We start from the raw sequence: 21,764 nt of genomic DNA on the forward strand, positions 1-21,764 counted from the left end.
GAGAGAACATTACCGCATGTCAGGGGATACCCGGGACCACGGCCCGGCGAGCAACGGGACGCCACCCGCCGCGTTCAGCGGCCGCCGACGTCCCAGGGCGGCACCAGGCCGAACCTCCAGACGTACACCCCGGCCAGCGCGGCGACGATCACCAGGCCGATCAGGGTAAGCGCGATGTTGCGGCGGCGCACCTCGGGGTCGAGGGCCTGCTGGGCCGCCTCGGTGACCTTGCGCTTGGTCCAGCGCAGCACGAGCTGGGCCCAGACGAACTCGGTGGCCCAGATCGCCATGCCGCCGAAGATCACCAGCCAGCCCGGTCCGGGCAGCGCGAGCATGACGACGCCGGCGATCACGACCAGGAGTCCGACGAGGAAGATCCCCACCTGCCAGCCCAGGTGCAGCACGCGGCGTGACCGGACGAACGCGGGAGCCCGCGACCCCAGCCCCCGCCGGTCCCGCGCCTCCTCCGCCTCCGCCTCGGCCTTCGCCCCTTCCGGCGCCTCGGCCGGCTTCTCCGGTTCGTCACTCCCCGTATTCATACGTTTCAACCGTACCGGACGAGAATCCGGTCACCGGAATGGGCGTACCGTACGAACACGCCCTCGGCCGGAAGAGTTACGTAAAGCCAAGCAAAACACTCAGAGGGGTTTACAACGGCACCGTAGGTGGCATGTCGATTTCGCCGACGTGCGAATCCCCGAGCGCACACTGAGCGAAAGGCCCTGGCGCTTATGAACACCACGGTCAGCTGCGAGCTGCACCTGCGCCTCGTTGTATCGAGCGAGTCCTCTCTGCCTGTCCCCGCAGGCCTGCGGTACGACACGGCCGACCCCTACGCCGTGCACGCCACCTTCCATACCGGAGCCGAGGAGACCGTCGAGTGGGTGTTCGCCCGCGACCTCCTCGCCGAGGGGCTTCACCGACCCACGGGTACCGGAGACGTCCGTGTCTGGCCTTCGCGCAGCCATGGCCAGGGCGTCGTGTGCATCGCCCTGAGCTCTCCGGAGGGCGAAGCCCTGCTCGAGGCCCCTGCGCGGGCCCTGGAGTCCTTCCTGAAGCGAACGGACGCGGCCGTGCCCCCCGGCACGGAACACCGGCACTTCGATCTGGATCAGGAGCTGTCGCACATCCTCGCGGAGAGTTAGGAGCAGGCCCGTCGAAACCCTTCAAGCTGCCCGTCGCCGTCCACTCGGGGAGACGGCTCGGGCCAGGACAACCGCATACGCGAACACATCGGCACCGGTCTCCCGCGGGGGCTGGTGCCGATGTGCTCGCGTGACCTCAGCGGCGGCGCCGTGAGCTGCTCGGGGGCGCGTGGAGCCACTACCATCGGCCTGCATCGGCGGGCGTGTGCCCGATCCCCAGGTCAGGGAGCGAAACGTGCTGATCACCCACGACACCCGGTGCGCGCTGGACACCGTGGTGGATCTGGTGAACACCGCACCGGAGGACGACGGGGCACCGGACGGGCTGGAGGACGTCGCGGCGCTCGCGGATTTCGTGGCGAACCACAGGATGAGCGATGTGGGTGTGCTGTCGGAGTTCGATCTCTCCGCGGTGCGCAGGATCCGCGGCCGGTTCGCGGGGATCTTCGCGGCCCCGGACTGCCGGACGGCCGCGGGCATGATCAACGAGCTGGTGGCCGCCGCGGGCACCACGCCCCGGCTGACGGACCACGACGGGTACGACTGGCACGTGCACTACTTCGCGCCCGGTGCCTCCGTGGCCGACCACCTGGCCGCCGACTGCGGGATGGCGCTCGCGTTCTTCGTGGTGGCCGGGGAGCGGGAGCGGCTGCGGCGCTGCGAGGCTCCCGACTGCCGGCGTGCCTTCGTCGATCTGTCCCGCAACCGCTCGCGGCGGTACTGCGACAGCCGTACGTGCGGCAACCGTCTGCATGTGGCCGCCTACCGGGCGCGCCGCAAGGAGGCGGCCGGCTGAGCGGGGGGGGCGGGTGACGGACCTGTCCGGGCCGTCCCGGCGCCGTGCCGATGGTTGTCGTGGTCCCCGGCGGGTGACGCCGAGGACCCACGGATACGGCTCACAGCAACAGCAGGTCGTGCAACGAAGCCATGAGCAGCAGACACCCGATCACCGCAAGGAAGATCATCAGCGGCGGCTGGGAAAGGGCGAAGAGACATCCGCGCGGCTCGTCCTGCTTCGGCGCGGACTCGCTCTGTGTCGTGTCCACCATCTCGGGGCGATGATGACGCAGCCGCCGCGGCTGACGCGATCAACACACCAGGATTGTGCGGGAGTCAGCCGGATTCCGTGATCTTCGGTCCGCTTCGGCGCGGACCGTGATCACTTACGGGCGCACCCATGATCACCGTCATATGCCGTGCTTCTTCAGGATCGCCTCGATGTCGCTGAAGTCGTCCTCGCCCCCGGACGCCGCCGGCTTCGCGGCGGGCCGGCCGGAGGTGCGGGCGGCCGGTCCCAGGGACGGCGCCGACGCCGCCGGAGCCACCGCTCCCCGCTCCGCCGTCCGGGTCGTCTCTTTGCGCTCCGTGCGCGTGCCGCCGCGGCGGCGCTCCACCGCCCGGGTCGTCGCGAAGAGCAGCCAGGCGGCGCCGAGCAGGCCGAATCCCGCCCAGGCGGTCGGGCTGAGGGCGGTGTCGGCCAGCCAGCCGACGATTCCGGTCATCGCCAGGCCGACCGGGATCAGGGAGTAGGCGGCGATACGGGCCGCGGCGAGGAAGCGCCGCCGATACGCCGTGACGGCGGCGATGCCCAGGCCGGCCGCGGAAACGGCGGAACATACGGTCTCGGCGATCATCCGGTCCTCCAGGCAGGCTCACCGGTCGGGGTGGTTCGTCCCTTCCATCCTGCACCGCCCACCACCGGGGAGGCCATGTTCCGGGCGGACTTCAGGGGGATCTCCGGGTCGTCTCCTCCGCAGGTCCCGGTGGGGCGTACGACGTGTGATCCCGGTTGGGGCGCCCGCCAGGGGCCTGGGAGACTGTCCCCATGAGCGACTCCTCCCCCGCCCACGCCCCCGTCCCGGTCCTCGACGTCTGGTGCGAGCTCCAGTGCCCCGACTGCCGTACTGCGCTCGACGACCTGCGTGCCCTGCGTGCCCGGTACGGCGACCGGCTGGAGCTGCGGCTGCGGCACTTCCCGCTGGAGAAGCACCAGCACTCCTTCGCCGCCGCGCAGGCCGCGGAGGAGGCCGCCGAGCAGGGGCAGGGGTGGCCGTACGTGGAGGCGGTGCTGGGCCGGGTCGAGCGGCTGGCCCGCGAGGGCGAGCCCGTCCTGATCGAGGTGGCCCGTGAACTGGGCCTGGACGCCGAGGAGTTCGACACCGCGCTGATCGACGGCCGGCACATCCTGATCGTCGACGCCGACCAGGCCGAGGGCAAGGCGATCGGCGTGACCGGCACGCCGACGTACGTGGTCGGGGGCGAGCGCCTGGACGGCGGCAAGAGCCAGGAGGGGCTGCGCGAGCGCGTCGAGGAGATCGTGGACCGGCTGCTGGCCGAGGCCGGGCAGGGGAACTGACCGGCCCGTCCGTCGCCCCCGTTCGCACGGAGTGCCGAAGCGGTTCCTCAGAGCAGTTCCTTGTAGACGGCGCGCAGCACGGGCCGGTAGCCGAGGGACTCGTACAGCCGCTCGGCCGGGGTGTTGCCCGCGAAGACGTTGAGGCCCAGGACGCTTCTGCCCGCGGCCAGCGCCTGGGCCTCGGCCAGCAGCATCAGGGAGCGGCCGTGGCCCCGGCCGCGGAAGCGCTCGTCGGCCTCGACGTCGTAGACGAAGGCCCGCTCCTCGGTGACCGCCACCCACAGCGTGCCGACCGGGGTGCCCTCGTGCTCCAGGACGCTGAGCACCATGCCCGGAGTGTCGGGGCCCTGGGGCAGCAGCCGGGCGTGGTCCTCCTCCGACTTGGCCCATGCCTCGTCGGCGGGCACACCGCGGTCGATCCAGCTCTGCGCGTAGCCGCGCTTGCCGTCTTCGAGCCACGGGCCGTACTCGGCCGGGGTCATGGGCCTGCCCCGGCTGCCGGCGGGCAGTTCGGGCGCGGTGGCGTCCAGCCGCTTCTCCATGGTGCGGTTGCGTTCGACGTAGCCGAGCGCCGTGACCAGCCGGACCGCGGCCTCGGCGTCGGCGGGCACGGCGGCCTCGATCCGCTTGCAGCCCCAGCCGCGCACCACCTCCTCGGCGGCGAGCGCGGCCACCGTGCCGCGGCCCCGGCGGCGGTCCGGTTCGTCGATGTGCAGGTCGAGGACCCTGGCGACGGAGGGCCCGAAGACGGGGTGCGTGGCGAGGTGTATCCCGCCGACCGGACGGCTGTTCACGCACACCTGGTAGCGGCGTGAACGGGTTCCGTCGGCGTTCTGCTGCAGCGGCTCGGTCGGCCGCAGGGTCGTGGTCATCAGGGATGTTCTACCCGCTGCGGCACGACGCGGCAGCCGATTATGGCCCGCGTGTGCGGATCCGGACCGCCGTGTCTAGGGGTCCAGTCGGTGTGCCGAGCGTTCGTCGAAGATCCGCATGGCCTTGGCGGTCACCGGGCCCGGGGCGTCCGGCAGTTCGCGGTCGTCGACACGGTGCACGGCCTGGATGTCGCGCAGGGTGGAGGTGAGGAAGACCTCCTCGGCCCGGCTCAGGACGTCCAGCGGCAGGTCGGTCTCCTTCGCGCCCGTCCACTCGATCGTGAGGGCGCGGGTGATCCCGGCGAGGCAGCCGGAGGCGAGCGGCGGGGTGTGGATCTCCCCGTCGAGGACGACGAAGACGTTGGAGCCGGTGCCCTCGCAGAGCCGTCCGACGGTGTTGCCGAACAGGGCCTCGGTGGCGCCGTGTTGGTGGGCGCGGGCGAGCGCGACGACGTTCTCGGCGTACGAGGTGGTCTTCAGGCCGGTGAGGGCGCCGCGCTCGTTGCGGGTCCAGGGCACCGTGACGGCGGCGGTGGAGTCGGGGCGGCGGGTGGTCTCGCCGAGGGCGACCAGCAGCGTCGGGCCGTGGTCCCCCCGGTCGGAGCCGAGGGGACCCTGACCGCCGGTGTAGGTGATGCGCAGCCGGCCCAGCGGCATCGGGTTGGCCTCGAGCACGGCGGCGCAGGCGCGGCGCACCTCGTCGTGGTCGGGGTCGGGCAGGCCCAGGCCGCGGGCGGACCGGGTGAGCCGGTCCAGGTGACGGGTGAGCGCGAACGGCTTGCCGTCGAGCGCCTTCACCGTCTCGAAGATGCCGTCGCCCACGGTCAGCCCGTGGTCGAACGCGGAGACACGGGCGGACTCGATGTCCCGCAGCGCGCCGTCGAGCCAGATCTTCACCGTTGCAGTCCCTCTCCACTTTCCTCGTACGTGCCTGACGCTACCGCGAGCAGCCGGGCCGCCTTCAGCTCGGTCTCCCGCCACTCGCCCTCGGGGTCCGAGTCCCAGGTGATCCCGGCACCGGCGCCGAAACGCAGGACGGACGTGCCGGCGGCGCGGTCGATCCAGAAGGTGCGTATGCCGACGGCCAGCTCGCCCGTACCGCGGTCGGCGTCGACCCAGCCGATGCCGCCGCAGTAGGGGCCGCGGGGCGCGGTCTCCAGCGCGTCGATGATCCTGACGGCGCTCGACTTGGGGGCTCCGGTGATCGAGCCGGCCGGGAAGGCGGCGTCGAGCAGCTCGGGCCAGCCCGCGCCGTCGCACAGCTCGCCGCGGACCGTGGAGACGAGGTGGACCAGTCCGGGGTGCTTCTCGACGACGCACAGGTCGGGGACGGTGACGCTGCCGGTGGCGCAGACGCGCCCGATGTCGTTGCGGACCAGGTCCACGATCATCACGTTCTCGGCGTAGTCCTTGGCCAGGAGTTCCGCCTCGGTGCGGGCGGTGCCCTTGATCGGGCCGGACTCGACGGTCCGGCCGTCGCGGCGCAGGAAGAGCTCGGGGGACGCGGTGGCGATCTCCACCCCGTGGCCCGGCAGGCGAATCGTTCCCGCATACGGTGCCGGGTTGCCGCGGGCCAGTACGGCGGTCAGGGCGTCCACGTCGGCGTCGGGGGCGACCGGCGCGCCGAGCACGCGGCAGAGGTTCACCTGGTAGACCTCGCCGGTCGCGATGTGCTCGCGGACGCGGCGCACGCCGGCCGTGTACGCGGCGTGGCCGAGGGAAGAGGTCCAGTCACCGGCCGCCGGGCCGCGCCACCGGCCCGGGACGGGAGCGGGGACGGGTTCCTCCCGCACGTCACGGAAGCGGGCGCAGGTCAGCCGGCCCTCGTAGTCCGCGGCGACGGCCCAGAAACCGCTGGAGTCCAGGGCCGCGGGATCGCTGGTGACATCGGTCAGGCCGGTGGCGACACGGTCGCCGAAACGGGCAAGAGGAGGCAGGTCGAGCACGCCGTCGAGTCTATGGCGGGCGCCGTCCCGGGCGGTCCGGGCGTGTCGTTCCGGGCCCCCGGCCGCGTCGCCGAGCGGGCGCAGCGCAGCACGCTGCGCAAACGCGTTTTTGTACTGGCCCGGGAATCCGCTAGAGTTCAACACGTCGCCGGGCCGCGCAAGCGGACCGAAACGGCAGGCGGACGTAGCTCAGTTGGTAGAGCGCAACCTTGCCAAGGTTGAGGTCGCGAGTTCGAGCCTCGTCGTCCGCTCGTAGGAAGAGGGGATCTCCCGGATCCCCTGTACTCCTGGTGGAGTGGCCGAGAGGCGAGGCAACGGCCTGCAAAGCCGTCTACACGGGTTCAAATCCCGTCTCCACCTCCAAGGACGATTAGCTCAGCGGGAGAGCGCTTCCCTGACACGGAAGAGGTCACTGGTTCAATCCCAGTATCGTCCACTGGATCTGCCGAAGATCCTTACCCGCGCGATTAGCTCAGCGGGAGAGCGCTTCCCTGACACGGAAGAGGTCACTGGTTCAATCCCAGTATCGCGCACACGGATCGTGATCCCTACCCGTGATCATGATCTTGAGGACGATTAGCTCAGCGGGAGAGCGCTTCCCTGACACGGAAGAGGTCACTGGTTCAATCCCAGTATCGTCCACATACCACGAAGCCCCGGCCGTCGCGTACGGCCGGGGCTTCGTCGTTCCACGTGATCGGGGCCGGGGTTCCACGTGACCGGGCCGGGCCGCGGGGGCAGAGGGCAATGCCGGCGCAGCTCCCCAGCTGCGCCGGCATTCTGCCGTCCGCCGCACCCCCGTCCCCACGGGGTTTCATGGATGGATGTCCCCGCCCGGACCGCTCTTCCGGGCCTGGGGTCGCCGCTCAGCGCCCCAGCATCACACCCACGGACGACGCCTGTGTGGCCACTGTGTTCCAGCCGTCGAAGACGAGCAGGAGCAGGGCCGCCAGGGGAAGGGCCATCAGCGTCGCCACCAGGGGGTGGCGGCGGCCCGTACGGTGGGGGCGCGTGAGGCGCTCCTGTGCGCGGAGCAGCGTCCGCGGTGCCGTCAGGGCCATGGTCCCTCTCCTGACCGTCTCGGTTGTCGTTGGCAGCGGCGGGTGCTTGACCTCGGGGGACGAGTGCCGCACCCGCCGCTTGACCTCAAATCTAGGTGCGCGGCGCATCCGGGGCGTCATGCCCTCGTACCGATTGGAGGGCCTCCCGGAGGATGAGCCGTGCGCCGAGGACTACTCCCCTGGGTGGAGACATGTCTCCGGGCCTCGGGGTCTTCCCGGAGGGGTCGCCCGCGGCACCGCCGCCCTCACCGGCCACCGGATGAGCCGCCCCCGCTGTGCGTGACTTCGCTCACCTCGGCCGCACCCCGGCGCGGGGCCCGCTCCCCCCGGCGGCGGGGCCCGTCCGCCCCCGGCCCCCACGGCCGCCCAGCAGAGGTCCAACCTCCTTCCCCCTGCGGGCGGTTGGGATCTTGAAGCACCACAAGACGGGCTCACCCCAAGCGTGTTGACCGCCTGTCAAATCCGCTGTCTCGCGCGGACAATCGATGGGGTCGAGAGGGCGCGGCCTCTGCGCGCCGGCGGTCCCGGATACGTAAGCTGTGGCTCGTCACAGGGACCGGGCAGCGGGGATGAACATGGCGATGATGCGCCTGAGGCGCGAGGACCCGCGCGTCGTCGGCTCGTTCAGGCTTCACCGACGGCTCGGCGCGGGCGGGATGGGCGTGGTCTACCTGGGCTCCGACCGGAAGGGCCAGCGCGTGGCGCTGAAGGTCATCCGGCCGGATCTGGCGGAGGACCAGGAGTTCCGCTCGCGGTTCGCGCGCGAGGTCTCGGCGGCGCGGCGGATCCGGGGCGGGTGCACGGCGCGGCTGGTGGCCGCGGACCTGGAGGCGGACCGGCCGTGGTTCGCCACGCAGTACGTGCCCGGGCCCTCCCTGCACGACAAGGTGGCCGAAGAGGGTGCCCTGCGCGCGGCGGAGACGGCGGCGATCGGGGCCGCGCTGTCCGAGGGGCTGGTCGCCGTGCACGAGGCCGGGGTGGTGCACCGTGACCTCAAGCCCTCCAACATCCTGCTGTCCCCCAAGGGGCCGCGGATCATCGACTTCGGCATCGCGTGGGCGACCGGCGCCTCCACGCTCACACACGTCGGCACGGCGGTCGGCTCTCCGGGCTTCCTCGCCCCGGAGCAGGTGCGCGGCGCCGCGGTCACCCCGGCCACCGACGTGTTCTCGCTGGGGGCGACCCTGGCCTACGCGTCGACGGGCGACTCGCCGTTCGGGCACGGCAGTTCCGAGGTGATGCTGTACCGCGTGGTGCACGAGGAGCCGCAGCTGCACGGCGTGCCGGACGCGCTCGCTCCGCTGGTCCGGGCGTGTCTGGCGAAGGACCCCGAGGAGCGCCCCACCACGCTGCAGTTGTCGCTGCGGCTGAAGGAGATCGCCGCGCGCGAGGCTCAGGACCTGGACGAGGCGCGGCCCCCCGCGCCGCGTGGAGCGGAGGCCGACCGGTCGACGGGCCCCCTGGTCGACAGCTACCCGGGACGCCGGCGAACCGGTCAGCCCGAGCAGGCGCGGGGCCGGCGTCGTCCGCCGGGCACCCCCGCCCCACAGGGCGCGGTGCCTCCGTCGCGGGGCGGCACGTCGTCCCGCACGGGCGGCTCGTCCCGGGGCGGCGGTCCCTCTCGTACGGGCGGTTCGCGCCCGGCACCGGCGTCCCGGGGCGGTTCGCGCTCGGGGAGCGGCAGCCGTCCGGTGCGGCGCGACGGCGCCGGGCGGACGGGGCCGCGCGGCACGTCGAGCGGCCTGCGACCCGCCAATCCGAGGCTGCTGCGGCAGCGTCTGATCGTGTTCGTGGTGGTGACGCTGCTGGTCGCGCTCGGCATCGCGGCGGCGCAGGGCTGCCAGGGGCCCGCGCGGGGGCTGGGCGGCGACGGCCACGGCGTCCGGGAGCAGCGGCACGCGCAGACGACGGAGGCACCGTCGCCACGGCAGCCGTAGGGGACGGCGGGAGCCGCCGGGGAGGATCTCGGGCGTCGGGTGTCAGGTGTCGGGCGGGTGCAACGCTCGTCGGGCTCGTCGGGCGGCGGGTGCTACGGCTCGTCGGGCGGAGGCCACATCTCGTCGGGCGGGGCCTACGGCTGAGGGCGACCCGTCGCCGCGTGAAAAGCAACCGCAACGGCGGCGGACGTAAGGGCCGTGGGAATCGCCACGAACGATCCCGGGCGCCCGGCGATATCACGGCTCGTCGGGCCGGACGCCGACCCGTCCGGCAAGACCTACGCCGAGGACGACCCGTCACCGCGTGAAAAACGAGGGCGACCACGGCGGACGTGAGGCCGACGGGAGTCGCCACGGATCGTCCCGGGCGCCCGGCGGTCCCACAGGTCGTCACGTCGGACACCGACTCGTCGAGCAAGCCGGCGGGAGCCGCCACGGACGTTGGGCCGGGCGCCGGTTCGCCGGGCTCGTCGGGCGGGGGCGTCGGCTCGTTGGGCGAGGCCTATGGCTGAGGGCGGCCCGTCGTCACCGCGTAGAAGGCGACCGCGGCTGCGGCGCCCACGTTGAGGGAGTCGACGCCGTGCGACATGGGGATGCGGACCCACTCGTCGGCGGCGGCCAGGGCCCGGGGGGACAGTCCGGCGCCCTCGGCGCCGAGCATCAGCGCGACCCGGTCCATCCGGTGCGGGGCGACCTCGTCCAGGGTTTTGGCCTTCTCGTCGGGGGTGAGGGCGAGCAGCGTGAAACCGGCCTCGTGGACCGCGTCCAGGCCCCTCGGCCAGGTGTCGAGACGGGCGTACGGCACGGAGAAGACCGCGCCCATGGAGACCTTCACGCTGCGGCGGTAGAGCGGGTCGGCGCAGTCCGGGGAGAGCAGGACCGCGTCCATGCCGAGGGCGGCGGCGGAGCGGAAGATGGCGCCGATGTTGGTGTGGTCGTTGACGGACTCCATGACCGCGACCCGGCGGGCCGTCCGCAGCACCTCGGCCGCGGTGGGCAGCGGCTTGCGCTGCATGGAGGCGAGGGCGCCGCGGTGCACGTGGTAGCCGGTGACCCGTTCGGCGAGTTCGGGGCTCACCACGTGGACGGGTGCGGTGAGTTCGTCGATGACGTCGCGCATCGCGTCGACCCACTTCGCGGACAGCAGCATCGAGCGCATCTCGTACCCGGCGTCCCTGGCCCGGCGGATGACCTTCTCGCCCTCGGCGATGAACAGGCCCTCGGCGGGTTCGCGCCTGCGGCGCAGCTCCACGTCGGTCAGGTCCGTGTAGTCGCGCAGGCGCGGGTCGTCGGGGTCCTCGACGGTGATGAGATCGGCCACGGGTGATACTGCCTTGTCCTGGTGACGGTGGGGGCGGCTGGGGTGGGCGGGGGTCACTCCTCGGTGCGCGGGCCCACCGCGACGACCTCGCCGATGACGATGACGGCCGGCGGCCTCACGTCCTGCGCGCGTACGGTCTCGGCGACCGTCGCGAGGGTCGCGTCCACCCGGCGCTGAGCGGCCGTCGTGCCCTCCTGGACCAGGGCGACCGGGGTGTCGGGGGACTTGCCGTGGGCCATGAGCGTCTCGGCGATCCTGCCGATCTTGTCGACGCCCATCAGGACGACGAGCGTGCCGGTGAGCCTGGCCAGGGACGGCCAGTCGACCAGGGAACGCTCGTCGTCGGGCGCCACATGCCCGCTGACCACGGTGAACTCGTGGGCGACCCCCCGGTGGGTGACCGGGATGCCGGCCGCGCCCGGGACCGAGATCGAGCTGGAGATGCCGGGGACGACCGTGCAGGGAACGCCGGCCTCGGCGAGTGCCTGGAGCTCCTCCATGCCCCGGCCGAAGACGTACGGGTCGCCGCCCTTGAGCCGGACCACCGACTTGCCCTGCTTGGCGTGCTCGATGAGGGCGTGGTTGATCGCCTCCTGGGCCATGAAGCGGCCGTAGGGGATCTTCGCCGCGTCGATCACCTCGACGTGCGGCGGGAGTTCGGCGAGCAGGTCGCGCGGGCCGAGCCGGTCGGCTATGACGACGTCGGCCTCGGCGAGCAGCCGGCGCCCGCGGACCGTGATCAGGTCCGGGTCGCCGGGGCCGCCGCCGACCAGGGCGACGCCGGGGGTGCGGGTGCGGTGGTGCGGGGCGACCAGCGTGCCGTCGCGCAGGCCCTCCACGACCGCGTCGCGGATGGCCGCGGTGTGCCGGGGGTCGCGGCCGCGCGCGCTGGTGGTGAGCACGGCGACCGTGACGCCCTCGCTGTGGCCGGTGGCCGGGGTCCAGGCGGTCGCGGCGTCGGCGTCGTCGGAGCGGACGCACCACACGCGCAGACGCTCCGCCTCGGCCGAGGCGCGCGTGTTGGCGTCGTGGTCGCTGGTGGCGATCAGCGCGTACCAGGCGTCGGCGAGGTCGCCGTCCTCGTAGGGCCGCCGCTTCCAGGTGATCTCGCCCGTGTCCGCCATCGCCTCCACGGAGGGGGTGGCCTCGGGCGACACGAGGACGACGTCCGCGCCCGCCGCGGCGAGCGCCGGGAGGCGGCGCTGGGCGACCTGCCCGCCGCCGAGAACGACCACACGACGGCCGGTCAGGCGGAGGCCTACGGGGTAGGCGGGGTGTTCGGCCATGAGGCGAGCTCCTCTTGCGGCGGCGGTGCGATAGCCCTGACGTGCGGATTTTACGCGGTCGGGGGATGCGGCGGCCCGGGCGTCCGGTGGCTGGGCGGCGTGGCCGGGTCCGGGCCGTGGGCACCACCAGGGCACGTTGTGGACGGACCATGGGTCCGGTCCGTCCACACACGCGGCCGGCGGCCGGGGAATCGTGGATTCCGCGCGGCTACTTCTCCGTCACTCCCGCGGAGTCGAACGTGGCCACCTCGTGCATCGCCCGGGCCGTGCTCTGCACCAGCGGCAGGGCGAGCAGCGCGCCCGTGCCCTCGCCGAGGCGCAGGTCGAGGTCGACCAGAGGGCGCAGGCCGAGCTTGTTGAGGGCGGCGACGTGGCCCGGTTCGGCGCTGCGGTGGCCGGCGATGCAGGCCGCCAGCACCTCGGGGGCGATGGCGCGGGCGACCAGCGCGGCGGCGCCGGCGCTGACGCCGTCCAGGATGACCGGTGTGCGCAGGGAGGCGCCGCCCAGCAGCAGGCCGACGATGGCCGCGTGCTCGAAGCCGCCGATCGCGGCGAGCACGCCGATGGGGTCGGCCGGGTCCGGCTGGTGCAGTTCCAGGGCGCGGCGGACCACGTCGGTCTTGCGGGCCAGGGTCTCGTCGTTGATGCCCGTGCCCCGGCCGGTGACCTCGGCGGGATCGGCGCCCGTGAAGACGGAGATCAGGGCGGCGGACGCGGTGGTGTTCGCGATGCCCATCTCACCGGTGAGCAGCGCCTTGTTCCCGGCCGCCACCAGGTCGCGGGCGGTCTCGATGCCGACCTCGATGGCCTGCTTGGCCTCCTCGCGGCTCATCGCGGGACCGGCGGTCATGTCGGAGGTGCCCGCGCGGACCTTGCGGGGCAGCAGGCCCGGCGTGGCCGGGAGGTCGGCGGCGACGCCCACGTCGACGACGCAGACCTCGGCGCCCACCTGGGCGGCGAAGGCGTTGCAGACCGCTCCCCCGCCGAGGAAATTGGCCACCATCTGGGCGGTGACCTCCTGCGGCCAGGGGGTGACGCCCTGGGCGTGCACGCCGTGGTCGCCGGCGAAGACCGCGACGGCCGCGGGCTCGGGGATGGGCGGCGGGCACTGGCGGGACAGGCCGCAGAGCTGCGCGGAGATGATCTCCAGCATGCCGAGCGCGCCGGCCGGCTTGGTCATCCGCTTCTGCCGCTCCCAGGCCTCGCCGAGCGCCTTGGCGTCCAGCGGGCGGATCTGCGCGACGGTCTCGGCGAGCAGGTCGTGCGGGTCCTCGCCCGGCAGGGCGCGACGGCCGTACGTCTCCTCGTGCACGACCCAGGACAGCGGGCGGCGCTTGGACCAGCCCGCCTGCATCAGCTCGGGCTCGTCCGGGAACTCGTCGACGTAGCCCACGCACAGGTAGGCGACGATCTCCAGGTGCTCGGGCAGGCCGAGGGCGCGGACCATCTCGCGCTCGTCGAAGAAGCTCACCCAGCCGACGCCGAGGCCTTCCGCGCGGGCCGCAAGCCAGAGGTTCTCGACCGCGAGCGCGGAGGAGTACGGCGCCATCTGCGGCTGGGTGTGGCGGCCCAGGGTGTGCCGGCCGCCGCGGGTCGGGTCGGCGGTGACGACGATGTTCACCGGGGTGTCGAGGATGGCCTCGATCTTCAGTTCCTTGAACTGCTTCGCCCGGCCCTTGGGCAGCGACTTGGCGTACGCCTCGCGCTGACGCATGGCCAGTTCGTGCATCGCCTGCCTGGTTTCGGCGGAGCGGATGACGACGAAGTCCCAGGGCTGCGAGTGGCCCACGGACGGTGCCGTGTGAGCGGCCTCCAGGACGCGCAGCAGCACCTCGTGCGGGATGGGGTCGCCGCGGAAGCCGTTGCGGATGTCGCGGCGCTCGCGCATCACCTTGAGCACGGCTTCGCGCTCGGCGTCGTCGTAGCCGGGCGCGGCCGGGCCGGTGGGCCGCGGTGTCTCCGCCTCCGCGGCCGCGTTCTCCTCCCGGGCCTCCTCCGGGTCGGCGCCGTGGGTGTCCAGGTCGTCCGCGTGCTGGACGGCCTCGGGCGCGGGCTCCTCGCTCGACGCGGCGGCGTCGCCGTCGCGGGGTGCGGGGACCGTGACGGCGGGCTCCTCCGGGGCGAGTTGGTCCGCCGGGACGACGATCGGGTGCGGCGGGGTCGGGGCCAGGTGCGGGGTGGTGGGCACCGAACCCTCGACGGGCACGAACTCTCCGAGGGTCTGGCCGGGCTGCGGCTGAAGGGGAACGCCGGGGCGCAGGGGTGCGCCGTGGGCGTGTTCGCCGGTGGTCCGGTCCGCCGGCGGCTGGGCGGGCTGGGGCCCGGCCGTTTCGGAGGTCTCGGGGACGACGGCGTCGACGTGCTGGGGAGCGTCCGGATCCTGGACGGCGGGGTCCGCGATATGAGCCGCGGCGGGTACGGCGGCGGCATCGGCCACGTCCTGCGGGCCGGGCTCCACGACGGTGAGCGCCTCCGGCGCAGTCGGCTGCTCCACGACGGGGACGGGCGTCGCGGAGGCGTCGGCGGGAGCCGCCGGCGCGAGCGTGGTCTCGGGGGCGTCGGCTGCCTGGGCCTGCGGCCGCGTGGCCCCGGTCGGTTCATCTGCCGCGACGGTGGCGTCGGCGGAGTCGCCGGTCTCCGGGGTGTGAGCGGCTGCCTGAACCTGCGCGGCCTCGGCCTGGGCGGTCTGCGGGGCGGCCCCTGCCGGGCTCCGGCCCGTCTCAGGGGTGCCGAGGGCGACGGGCGCGGGCTCGACCTGCACGGCCCGCACTCCCCTGGGGCCGGTTCCCGTTGCCCGCGTCGTCGCGGCGGCGGCCACGGCGCCGGCGGGGACACCCGCCTGCGCGGCCTCGGCCGCGTCTTCGGGAGCAACGGCGGTCCGGGGCACGTCCAGGCCATCCGTCACCTGCGCGGCGTCCGGGGCGTGCGCGGGCTCGGCGGCACCGCCGGGCGCGCCCCCCGCCGCGGGCAGAGGGACACCGGGAACGACGCCGGCACCCTCCAACTGCGGGCCGGCCTCGGGCATCTGCCCACCATCGGGCACCTGGCCCGCGTCCGCGGCGACGGCACCGTCCGGCTGGGTCCCGGCTTCCGGCACCCGGCCACCGTCCGGAACCGGACCCGCGTCCGGGGCAACCCCGGCGGCAGCGCCCTCCGACGGGGACACGGCCGCGGCCTCAACTCCGGCCCCCGGCACGGGCGCACCGGGAGCGACACCGGCGCCCTCCGGCTGCGGCCCGGCCCCGGGCACCTGACCCGCGCCCGGGACAACCCCGGTCACAGCCTCCCCGGGCTGGAATGACACACCCTCAGCCGCACCACCGGGTTCAATCCCGGCCCCGGGCACGGCAACACCGGCGCCCTCCGACCGCGGCCCCGCCTCCGGCGTCCGGCCACCGGTCGGGACCTGGCCGAGCACCCGGCCCCGGCCGTCCGTCGGCGGGTGGCTCGTGTCAGGGCCGTACGGGACGGCGCCGGGCAGGGGCGCGTCGGCGGCGACGGCGGCCTGGGCCACGCCGACCGGCTCCGGGACCGCAACGGCCGTCTCCGCGGTTCCCGCCCCGGCGAGCACCGGAGGGGCCGCCACGGTGGGCTGGGCGCCCCAGGGCGCGGCGCCCTGCGGGGCCGTCTCGCGCAACTGCGGGACGTCGAGGTACTCGGGGCCGGTCGTGGGCGGTCCGGGCCGGCGGACCGGCGCGTCCGCGGGGCCGCGGTCGGCCAGGGAGCGGACCGGGCTCGCGGAGGCGTCGGGGATCGGCGGACCGAGGTGCAGCGGCCGGCGCGAAGGCACCGCCGCGGCGATCCCGGTCGGCGGCGTGGCCGCCGGGTCGTGGTGCCGCACACCGCCGAGGTCGACGGAGCCGGTGTCGCGTCCGGCCGTCTCGTGCGGGCCCGGCTGGTGGACGGCCTCGAGGACCGGCTCCGGGGCGGGCGGGGCCACCTCGTTGCCCCACGCTCCGTGGGAGCCCGGCAGGAGCAGGTCTTCGTCCTCGGCGGGAGACTCGGAGAGGTAGGCGTACGCACCGTGCGCGGGGACGCCCGGCTGCTCCACCATGCCTGCGCTCTCCGGCAGTCCCTCGCCCGGGACCTGGCCGGTGTCGGTCATGCGTACCCCTCGCCCATCGGTTTAGTGCTCCTACGACCAGCTCACCCGGAACGGCGCACCGACCGCCCCCAGTGAAGAACGAGCGTGCGCGCCGTGCGGCACGAACAACCCGTCCGGAAAAGGCGACAAAGCCATTGAGTGGCATTCTCGCGGTCGTCCGGCCACCGCGACAGCGTGATCCGCGACGGCCCGCTGTGGACTGCGCCACGTTGCGCGTTCTCCGGGTCTGCCGTACCACACCCGCCCTGAATCGGGTGGGTTTTCCGGACATTGACGAACGAACTTCCGGACCACCCGGTGCGGTGCAACGATCGGCCAGCCTACCGCGCGCGGTACGACAACCCGATCACGGGGCACGCTCGGGCAGCACGGCACTGAGCAGGAACACGACGCTGCGCTCGGTCTCCGTCCAGGCGCGCGTGTCGAGTGCCACGGACTGGAGCAGGGCGCACTCGACTTGGTATCCGTGCTCGGTGAGGTCGCGGCCGACGAGCTCGGCCGCGTCCCGGGTCGCGGCATGGGCGACGATCCGCTGCGGACGCCGGTCGGCGACCGCGGAGACCACGGCCACTCCCCCGCCGCCGACGCGGACGACGTCCGGTTCGGGCAGGTTCTCCAGAATGTGCGGGGCGGTGCCGTGCACCACCTGCGTGCGGACGCCGAAGCGGTGCGCGGCCGACTCGGTGCGGGCGCAGGCCCGCGCGTCCCGGTCGACGGCGATGACGGCGGCGCCGCCGCGCGCGGCCTCGGTGGCGAAGGCGCCGCTGCCGCAGCCGATGTCCCACACCAGGTCGCCGATTCGCGGTCCGAGGCGGGCGAGTTGGGCGGCCCGGAGCAGATCGGCCTCCCCCTCGCCGAGCCCGCCGCCGTAGGCCTCGGCGGGCTGGGTCCAGCCGCGCGGCCCGTGGGCGGGGTCGTTCCCGGCGATCCAGCCGCCGCCCTCGCCGCCGCCCCGGCCACCGATGACGATGACGACGTTGGGGTCGCGCCAGGTGTGGTCGGCGGCCTTGTCGGAGGTGACGACGCTGACCTGCTCGCGTGCGGTGCCGAGTTCCTCGCAGATGACGAACGTGCGGTGCACTCCGTCCAGGAGCAGGCCGAGTTCGGCGGGTCCGGCGCCGGGAGCGGTGAGCACGGCGACCTTGGCGTATGCGCGGCACACGTTCACCGCGCGTCGCAGGGTCCGCTTGTGTGCGACGACCACTTGGGCGTCGTCCCAGGGCATTCCGGCGCGGGCGAAGGCGGCGGCCACGGACGAGACGGCGGGGACGACCTCGACCTCCAGGCCGAACTCCGGTGCGCGCAGGCTCCGTACGACCCCGAAGAAGCCCGGGTCGCCGTCGGCGAACACCACCGCGGTACCGCGGTGGGCGGCGATGCGGCGGGCGGCGAGGGCGACACTGCCGAGGCGGATGCGTTCGGCGGTGCGCGGTACCTCGGGCAGCGCCAGGTGGTGGGCCGCGCCTGCCACGAGGGTGGCGGCGCCCAGGGCGCCGCGCGCCGCCTCGGTCAGCGGCGAACCGTCCCAGCCGATCACCGTGACCCGGTCGGCCATCGTCGTCAGTCTCCAGGATTGCGCAGGTCGTCGGGGCACGGACGCCCGAGGGCGTGTTCCGCGAGCGTACCGGGTGGAGCTGCCGGGTGCGCGGCGGGGCGGGGCGGGTGTGCCCGCGGGTCCCGGCGCCTCAGTTCCATTCCGAGAAGGACGTGTAGCCGCCGGACTCGGCGAGCTGCTCGCCCGCGCCCTCCAGGTCCTCCGGCAGCAGGCTCCACACGATGAAGTCGGTGCGCATGTCGGTCCATGTGCCGTCCTCGGTGCGGACGTGCGCTATGCAGGCGTTGCGCAGCACGCCCTCGCTGATGCAGCCGATCTTCTGGGCGACCTGCTGGGAGGCGGTGTTGTCGGCGGCCGTGCGCAGCTCGATGCGTTCGAACTTCTGGTCCCCGAAGAGCCATTGCGCGGTGGCGAGCGCGGCCTCCGCGGCATATCCCTCGCCGCGTGCCCAGGGTGCGACGATGTACGACAGCTCGGCGGACCGCACGTGCCAGTCGGCCTTGGTCAGCTGGACGACACCGACCAGCCGCTGGGTGAGGAACTCGGCGACCGCGAGGTCCAGGCCCCGGCCGGCGGTGCGTTCGGCAGGGGCGCACCCGGTGATCCAGGTGCGGGCCCCGTCCTCGGTGAAGGGCTGGGGGACGTCGGTCCAGGCCGCGACCTGTTCGTCGTTCATCATCTCGGCCAGGGCGGGTGCGTCGTCCTCCTCGAGGGGACGCAGCACCAACCGCTCCGTGCTGATGGAGATGTTGGGGAAGGTGCTGTTCATGCGCCGCTCCGTAACCTTCGGAAGAACCGTCAGGGCCTGCTGAACTGCCCAGCATGCAGCATGAAAGCACTGAACCGCACGACGGGGTCCTCCCCCACCGCCTGAACGGCGTGGGGGTGCCCCCACCCGGTGAGGGCGCGGACCCCGTGCGTCGCGCGGGTGGCGTCCGGCGGATCAGAAGGCCGGGACGACCGCTCCGTCGTACTTGTCCTCGATGAACTTCTTCACCTCGGGCGAGGTGAGGAGCTGGGCGAGCTTCTTGACCCGCGGGTCGTTCTCGTTGCCCTTCTTCACGGCGAGGAAGTTGGCGTACGGGTTGCCCTTCGCGGCCTCGGCGGCGATGGCGTCCTTGGCCGGGCTGAGCTTGGCCTCCAGCGCGTAGTTGCCGTTGATCACCGCGGCGTCGACGTCACCGAGGGAGCGCGGCAGCTGGGCCGCCTCCAGCTCCTTGAACTGCAGGTTCCTGGGGTTGGAGGTGACGTCCTTGGGGGTCGCGTCGTATCCGGCGCCGGCCTTCAGCTTGATGACGCCGTTGGCCTCCAGCAGCTTCAGGGCGCGGGCCTCGTTGGTGGTGTCGTTGGGCAGCGCGACGGTGGCGCCCTTCTTCAGATCGGCCAGCTTCTTGACGCTCTTGGAGTACACGCCGAGCGGCTCCAGGTGCACCGTGCCGCCGGGGACCGGCACGATGTCGGTGCCGTTCTTCTTGTTGAAGTCGTCGAGGTACGGCTTGTGCTGGAAGTAGTTGGCGTCGACCTGGCCCTGCTGGACGGCCGTGTTCGGGGTCACGTAGTCGGTGAACTCCTTGACCTCCAGCTTCAGGCCGGCCTTCTTCGCCAGGTTGTCCTTGACGTAGGCGAGGATCTCGCCCTGCGGGGTGGGGGTGGCGGCGACCGTCAGCGGGGCGTTCGCGTCGGTCTTGCCGGAGCCGGACTCCGAGCCGCAGGCGGTGAGCCCGAGGGTGAGGGCTCCGGCGGCGAGGACGGCGGCGGTGATCTTGGTGGTGTTACGCACGAAAAGTGCCTTTCCTTGGGTGGTGCGACCCCGGATACGGGGAGATCTGGGAGGAGGTCTTCAGGCGGCCTTGCCGACGCCGGTGGCCGCGGGCTCCCCGGCCTTCAGCAGCCGCAGCTTCGGCGCGGGGCCGGAGCGGCCGGAGCGGCGGTGCAGGGAGCGGGCCGCGAGGTCGCCGGCGAACTGGATGGCCGAGATGACCACGGCGAGGATGGCCACGGTGATCCACATGAGCTGGGTGTCGAAGCGCTGGTAGCCGTAGCGGATGGCGATGTCGCCGAGGCCGCCGGCGCCGACGGTGCCGGCCATCGCGGAGTAGCCGATGAGGGCGACGATCGTGGTGGTGGTGCCGGCGATCAGCGAAGGCAGGGACTCGGGGACGAGGACCTTGCGGACGATGGTCCAGGTGTTGCCGCCCATCGCCTGGACGGCCTCGACCAGCCCGCCGTCCACTTCGCGGACGGACGTCTCGACGAGCCGGGCGAAGAAGGGGATGGCGCCGATGGCCAGCGGCACGATGGCGGCCTCGCGGCCGATCGTCGTGCCGGTGACGAAGCGGGTGAAGCTCATCAGGGCCACCATCAGGATGATGAACGGCATCGAGCGGGCGACGTTCACGACCTGCCCGATCACCTTGTTGGCGACAACGTTCTGCAGCAGCCCGCCCCGGTCGGTGAGGACCAGCAGGACGCCGAGGGGCAGTCCGCCGACGACGGCGATGAGCGTGGACCAGCCGACCATGTAGAGGGTGTCCCAACAGGCCTGGGACAGCAGCGGCTGCATCGTCGAGAAATCAGTCCAGGTCACTTGGCACCTTCCTTCACCGGTTCCGGCTGCTGGGCCGGGGCGTGGTCGACGACGTCGATCTGCAGACCCTGCTCACGCAGGAAGCCGATGGGCACCACGTTGTCCTCGTAGCGGCCGGGCAGTTCGATGCGCATCCGGCCGACCTGGAGGCCGCCGATGGTGTCGATGGCCGCGCCGAGGATCGAGATGTCGATGTTGTAGGTGCGGGACAGCTGCGAGATGACGGGCTGGGTGGCGCTCTCGCCGTGGAAGGTGACGTCGATGACGGTCCGGTCGCCGGCGGAGGCCTCCCCACCGACCGGGAAGAGCGCGGCGGCCAGTTCGGAGCCCGGGGTGGCGAGGAGTTCGCTCACCGTGCCGGACTCGACGATGCGTCCGTTCTCCATGAGCGCCGCCGAGTCGCAGACGGACTTCACGACGTCCATCTCGTGCGTGATGAGCAGGACGGTCAGGCCGAGCTGCCGGTTCAGGTCGCGCAGCAGCTGGAGCACGGAGCGGGTGGTCTCCGGGTCGAGGGCGCTGGTGGCCTCGTCGGACAGCAGCACCTTGGGGTCGCCGGCGAGGGCGCGGGCGATGCCGACGCGCTGCTTCTGGCCGCCGGAGAGCTGGGCGGGGTAGGCCCGCGCCTTGTCGGCGAGACCGACGAGGTCGAGCAGTTCGAGCGCCCTGCTGGAACGTTCCTTCCCGGACGTGCCGAGGATCTCCAGCGGCAGCTCGACATTGTCCTGGACGGTGCGCGAGGACAGCAGGTTGAAGTGCTGGAAGACCATGCCGATCCGGCTGCGGGCCCGCCGCAGGTCCTTGCCCGCCCGGTGGCCGCGGCCGGCCAGCGCGGTGAGGTCCTGTCCGGCGACGGTGACCGTGCCGGAGGTGGGCCGCTCCAGCAGGTTGACGCAGCGGATGAGCGAGGACTTGCCCGCGCCGGACTGGCCGATGACGCCGTACACCTCGCCTTCGCGGACGTGCAGGTCGACGCCGTCGAGCGCGGTGATCTCGCGGCCGCGCGAACTGTAGACCTTGGTGAGGCCCGATGTGGTGATCACGTGGGTTTCCGTCACTGTCGAGTGCGCGGCGCGTCGTGGGCGCCGGGCACGGCATTCATGGTCGGGGAGCGCCAGAACGCGGCACGGCTCTCGCAGAGGTGCTCAAACCGGGAGAAACGTGTGCGCGGGGGCGTGGCTCGGCCGCGGGCGCCCGGACGGACCGGACGCGGGCGCGGACATGAGCGGGCTCTCGCTTCGGGGCGCGAGGCTCAGCTGGTGCAGGGGCCCTCTAGAAGGCGCACATTCGACGTACAGGACACATACAACGAGCACCGGGCGGCACAGTCGCCTCGGTCGCCGGGATGCGGTCGCTCGTCGTGGTCATGCGGTCAGTAAACCAGACCCACGGGGACGGGAGGCCAGCGTTGTCCACATGCTGGACGCACGTGGACACCTGGGCGATGGGGCGCGGACCTGGGGCTTTGGCGCCTGTGACCAGTGCGGACAAGGCCCGCGGGCGTCCGTCCGTACGACCGGGGGCGGGCGCGGGGAACGCCGGACTGTGGCCAACGCCACGGCGCCGCTTCGGGGAAGCCGCACCGGCGGGCAC

At 73.1% G+C, this 21,764-nt stretch carries 19 protein-coding genes and 5 tRNA genes; 9 read left to right on the forward strand and 15 right to left on the reverse strand.

The window, feature by feature from the left end:
* Nucleotides 1-74: 74 nt before the first annotated feature.
* Nucleotides 75-539, reverse strand: coding sequence for a TIGR02611 family protein (locus tag ACIQMV_RS00700; RefSeq protein WP_402590070.1), 465 nt, complete (start codon nucleotides 537-539; stop codon nucleotides 75-77).
* Between the two features lie 192 nt (nucleotides 540-731).
* Between ACIQMV_RS00700 and ACIQMV_RS00705 the strand changes: the two genes are divergently transcribed.
* A complete protein-coding gene (locus tag ACIQMV_RS00705) occupies nucleotides 732-1,145 on the forward strand; it encodes an SsgA family sporulation/cell division regulator (RefSeq protein ID WP_004002642.1) in 414 nt (137 codons plus the stop codon).
* 235 nt (nucleotides 1,146-1,380) lie between these two features.
* A complete protein-coding gene (locus ACIQMV_RS00710) occupies nucleotides 1,381-1,941 on the forward strand; it encodes a CGNR zinc finger domain-containing protein (protein WP_402590072.1) in 561 nt (186 codons plus the stop codon).
* A 100-nt stretch (nucleotides 1,942-2,041) separates the two neighbouring features.
* Here ACIQMV_RS00710 and ACIQMV_RS00715 read toward each other — a convergent pair whose 3' ends face one another.
* Nucleotides 2,042-2,194 (reverse strand): hypothetical protein, encoded by a 153-nt coding sequence (locus tag ACIQMV_RS00715; protein WP_172633024.1) that lies wholly within the window; start codon nucleotides 2,192-2,194, stop codon nucleotides 2,042-2,044.
* 138 nt (nucleotides 2,195-2,332) lie between these two features.
* Nucleotides 2,333-2,779, reverse strand: a complete 447-nt coding sequence (locus ACIQMV_RS00720; RefSeq protein WP_141362693.1) for a hypothetical protein — start codon at nucleotides 2,777-2,779, stop codon at nucleotides 2,333-2,335.
* A 191-nt stretch (nucleotides 2,780-2,970) separates the two neighbouring features.
* On the opposite strand from ACIQMV_RS00720, the gene ACIQMV_RS00725 reads away from it, so the two are divergent.
* Nucleotides 2,971-3,501, forward strand: a complete 531-nt coding sequence (locus ACIQMV_RS00725; RefSeq protein ID WP_402590075.1) for a DsbA family protein — start codon at nucleotides 2,971-2,973, stop codon at nucleotides 3,499-3,501.
* Nucleotides 3,502-3,548: 47 nt separating this feature from the next.
* Here the strand turns inward: ACIQMV_RS00725 and ACIQMV_RS00730 are convergent, their stop codons facing one another.
* The 3 genes from ACIQMV_RS00730 to ACIQMV_RS00740 form a co-directional block, all read right to left on the reverse strand.
* Nucleotides 3,549-4,373, reverse strand: coding sequence for a GNAT family N-acetyltransferase (locus ACIQMV_RS00730; protein WP_402590076.1), 825 nt, complete (start codon nucleotides 4,371-4,373; stop codon nucleotides 3,549-3,551).
* A 75-nt stretch (nucleotides 4,374-4,448) separates the two neighbouring features.
* Entirely contained in the window at nucleotides 4,449-5,270 is an 822-nt protein-coding gene (locus tag ACIQMV_RS00735) for an aminotransferase class IV (RefSeq protein WP_401775137.1), read from the reverse strand.
* On the reverse strand, nucleotides 5,267-6,319 hold the full coding sequence (locus ACIQMV_RS00740; RefSeq protein ID WP_402590078.1) for a chorismate-binding protein: 1,053 nt from the start codon (nucleotides 6,317-6,319) through the stop codon (nucleotides 5,267-5,269). Before ACIQMV_RS00740 ends, ACIQMV_RS00735 begins: the two co-directional genes overlap by 4 nt.
* A gap of 178 nt (nucleotides 6,320-6,497) precedes the next feature.
* Between ACIQMV_RS00740 and ACIQMV_RS00745 the strand changes: the two genes are divergently transcribed.
* The 5 genes from ACIQMV_RS00745 to ACIQMV_RS00765 all read left to right on the forward strand — a co-directional run bounded on the left by ACIQMV_RS00745 (nucleotide 6,498) and on the right by ACIQMV_RS00765 (nucleotide 6,961).
* Nucleotides 6,498-6,570: transfer RNA gene (locus ACIQMV_RS00745), tRNA-Gly, on the forward strand.
* Nucleotides 6,571-6,608: 38 nt separating this feature from the next.
* Nucleotides 6,609-6,682 (forward strand) — tRNA-Cys (locus ACIQMV_RS00750).
* 1 nt (nucleotide 6,683) lies between these two features.
* A tRNA-Val gene (locus ACIQMV_RS00755) sits at nucleotides 6,684-6,755 on the forward strand.
* Between the two features lie 25 nt (nucleotides 6,756-6,780).
* Nucleotides 6,781-6,852 (forward strand) — tRNA-Val (locus ACIQMV_RS00760).
* 37 nt (nucleotides 6,853-6,889) lie between these two features.
* Nucleotides 6,890-6,961, forward strand: a tRNA-Val gene (locus tag ACIQMV_RS00765).
* Between the two features lie 224 nt (nucleotides 6,962-7,185).
* Here the strand turns inward: ACIQMV_RS00765 and ACIQMV_RS00770 are convergent.
* A complete protein-coding gene (locus ACIQMV_RS00770; protein ID WP_141362683.1) occupies nucleotides 7,186-7,380 on the reverse strand; it encodes a hypothetical protein in 195 nt (64 codons plus the stop codon).
* Between the two features lie 569 nt (nucleotides 7,381-7,949).
* Here ACIQMV_RS00770 and ACIQMV_RS00775 point away from each other — a divergent pair.
* Nucleotides 7,950-9,317 carry a serine/threonine-protein kinase gene (locus ACIQMV_RS00775; RefSeq protein WP_401775143.1) on the forward strand — a complete coding sequence of 456 codons (1,368 nt, stop codon included), beginning with the start codon at nucleotides 7,950-7,952 and terminating at the stop codon, nucleotides 9,315-9,317.
* A gap of 502 nt (nucleotides 9,318-9,819) precedes the next feature.
* Here ACIQMV_RS00775 and ACIQMV_RS00780 read toward each other — a convergent pair.
* The 8 genes from ACIQMV_RS00780 to ACIQMV_RS00815 form a co-directional block, all read right to left on the reverse strand.
* Entirely contained in the window at nucleotides 9,820-10,638 is an 819-nt protein-coding gene (locus ACIQMV_RS00780; protein ID WP_402590080.1) for a TrmH family RNA methyltransferase, read from the reverse strand.
* 53 nt (nucleotides 10,639-10,691) lie between these two features.
* Nucleotides 10,692-11,924 carry a uroporphyrinogen-III C-methyltransferase gene (gene cobA, locus ACIQMV_RS00785; protein ID WP_402590082.1) on the reverse strand — a complete coding sequence of 411 codons (1,233 nt, stop codon included), beginning with the start codon at nucleotides 11,922-11,924 and terminating at the stop codon, nucleotides 10,692-10,694.
* Between the two features lie 208 nt (nucleotides 11,925-12,132).
* A complete protein-coding gene (cobT, locus tag ACIQMV_RS00790) occupies nucleotides 12,133-16,029 on the reverse strand; it encodes a nicotinate-nucleotide--dimethylbenzimidazole phosphoribosyltransferase (RefSeq protein WP_402590084.1) in 3,897 nt (1,298 codons plus the stop codon).
* Nucleotides 16,030-16,375: 346 nt separating this feature from the next.
* Nucleotides 16,376-17,584: a precorrin-6y C5,15-methyltransferase (decarboxylating) subunit CbiE gene (cbiE, locus tag ACIQMV_RS00795; protein ID WP_402590086.1), complete on the reverse strand. Its 1,209-nt coding sequence runs from the start codon at nucleotides 17,582-17,584 to the stop codon at nucleotides 16,376-16,378.
* Nucleotides 17,585-17,714: 130 nt separating this feature from the next.
* Nucleotides 17,715-18,353, reverse strand: coding sequence for a GNAT family N-acetyltransferase (locus tag ACIQMV_RS00800; RefSeq protein WP_402590087.1), 639 nt, complete (start codon nucleotides 18,351-18,353; stop codon nucleotides 17,715-17,717).
* Nucleotides 18,354-18,527: 174 nt separating this feature from the next.
* Complete coding sequence (locus ACIQMV_RS00805; RefSeq protein WP_402590089.1) at nucleotides 18,528-19,364, reverse strand: MetQ/NlpA family ABC transporter substrate-binding protein; 837 nt, start codon at nucleotides 19,362-19,364, stop codon at nucleotides 18,528-18,530.
* 60 nt (nucleotides 19,365-19,424) lie between these two features.
* A complete protein-coding gene (locus ACIQMV_RS00810; protein WP_402590091.1) occupies nucleotides 19,425-20,171 on the reverse strand; it encodes a methionine ABC transporter permease in 747 nt (248 codons plus the stop codon).
* Nucleotides 20,168-21,214: a methionine ABC transporter ATP-binding protein gene (locus tag ACIQMV_RS00815; RefSeq protein ID WP_402590093.1), complete on the reverse strand. Its 1,047-nt coding sequence runs from the start codon at nucleotides 21,212-21,214 to the stop codon at nucleotides 20,168-20,170. Before ACIQMV_RS00815 ends, ACIQMV_RS00810 begins: the two co-directional genes overlap by 4 nt.
* Nucleotides 21,215-21,764: the final 550 nt, after the last annotated feature.

The sequence above is a fragment of the Streptomyces sp. NPDC091412 genome (assembly GCF_044756885.1).
GTDB lineage: Bacteria > Actinomycetota > Actinomycetes > Streptomycetales > Streptomycetaceae > Streptomyces.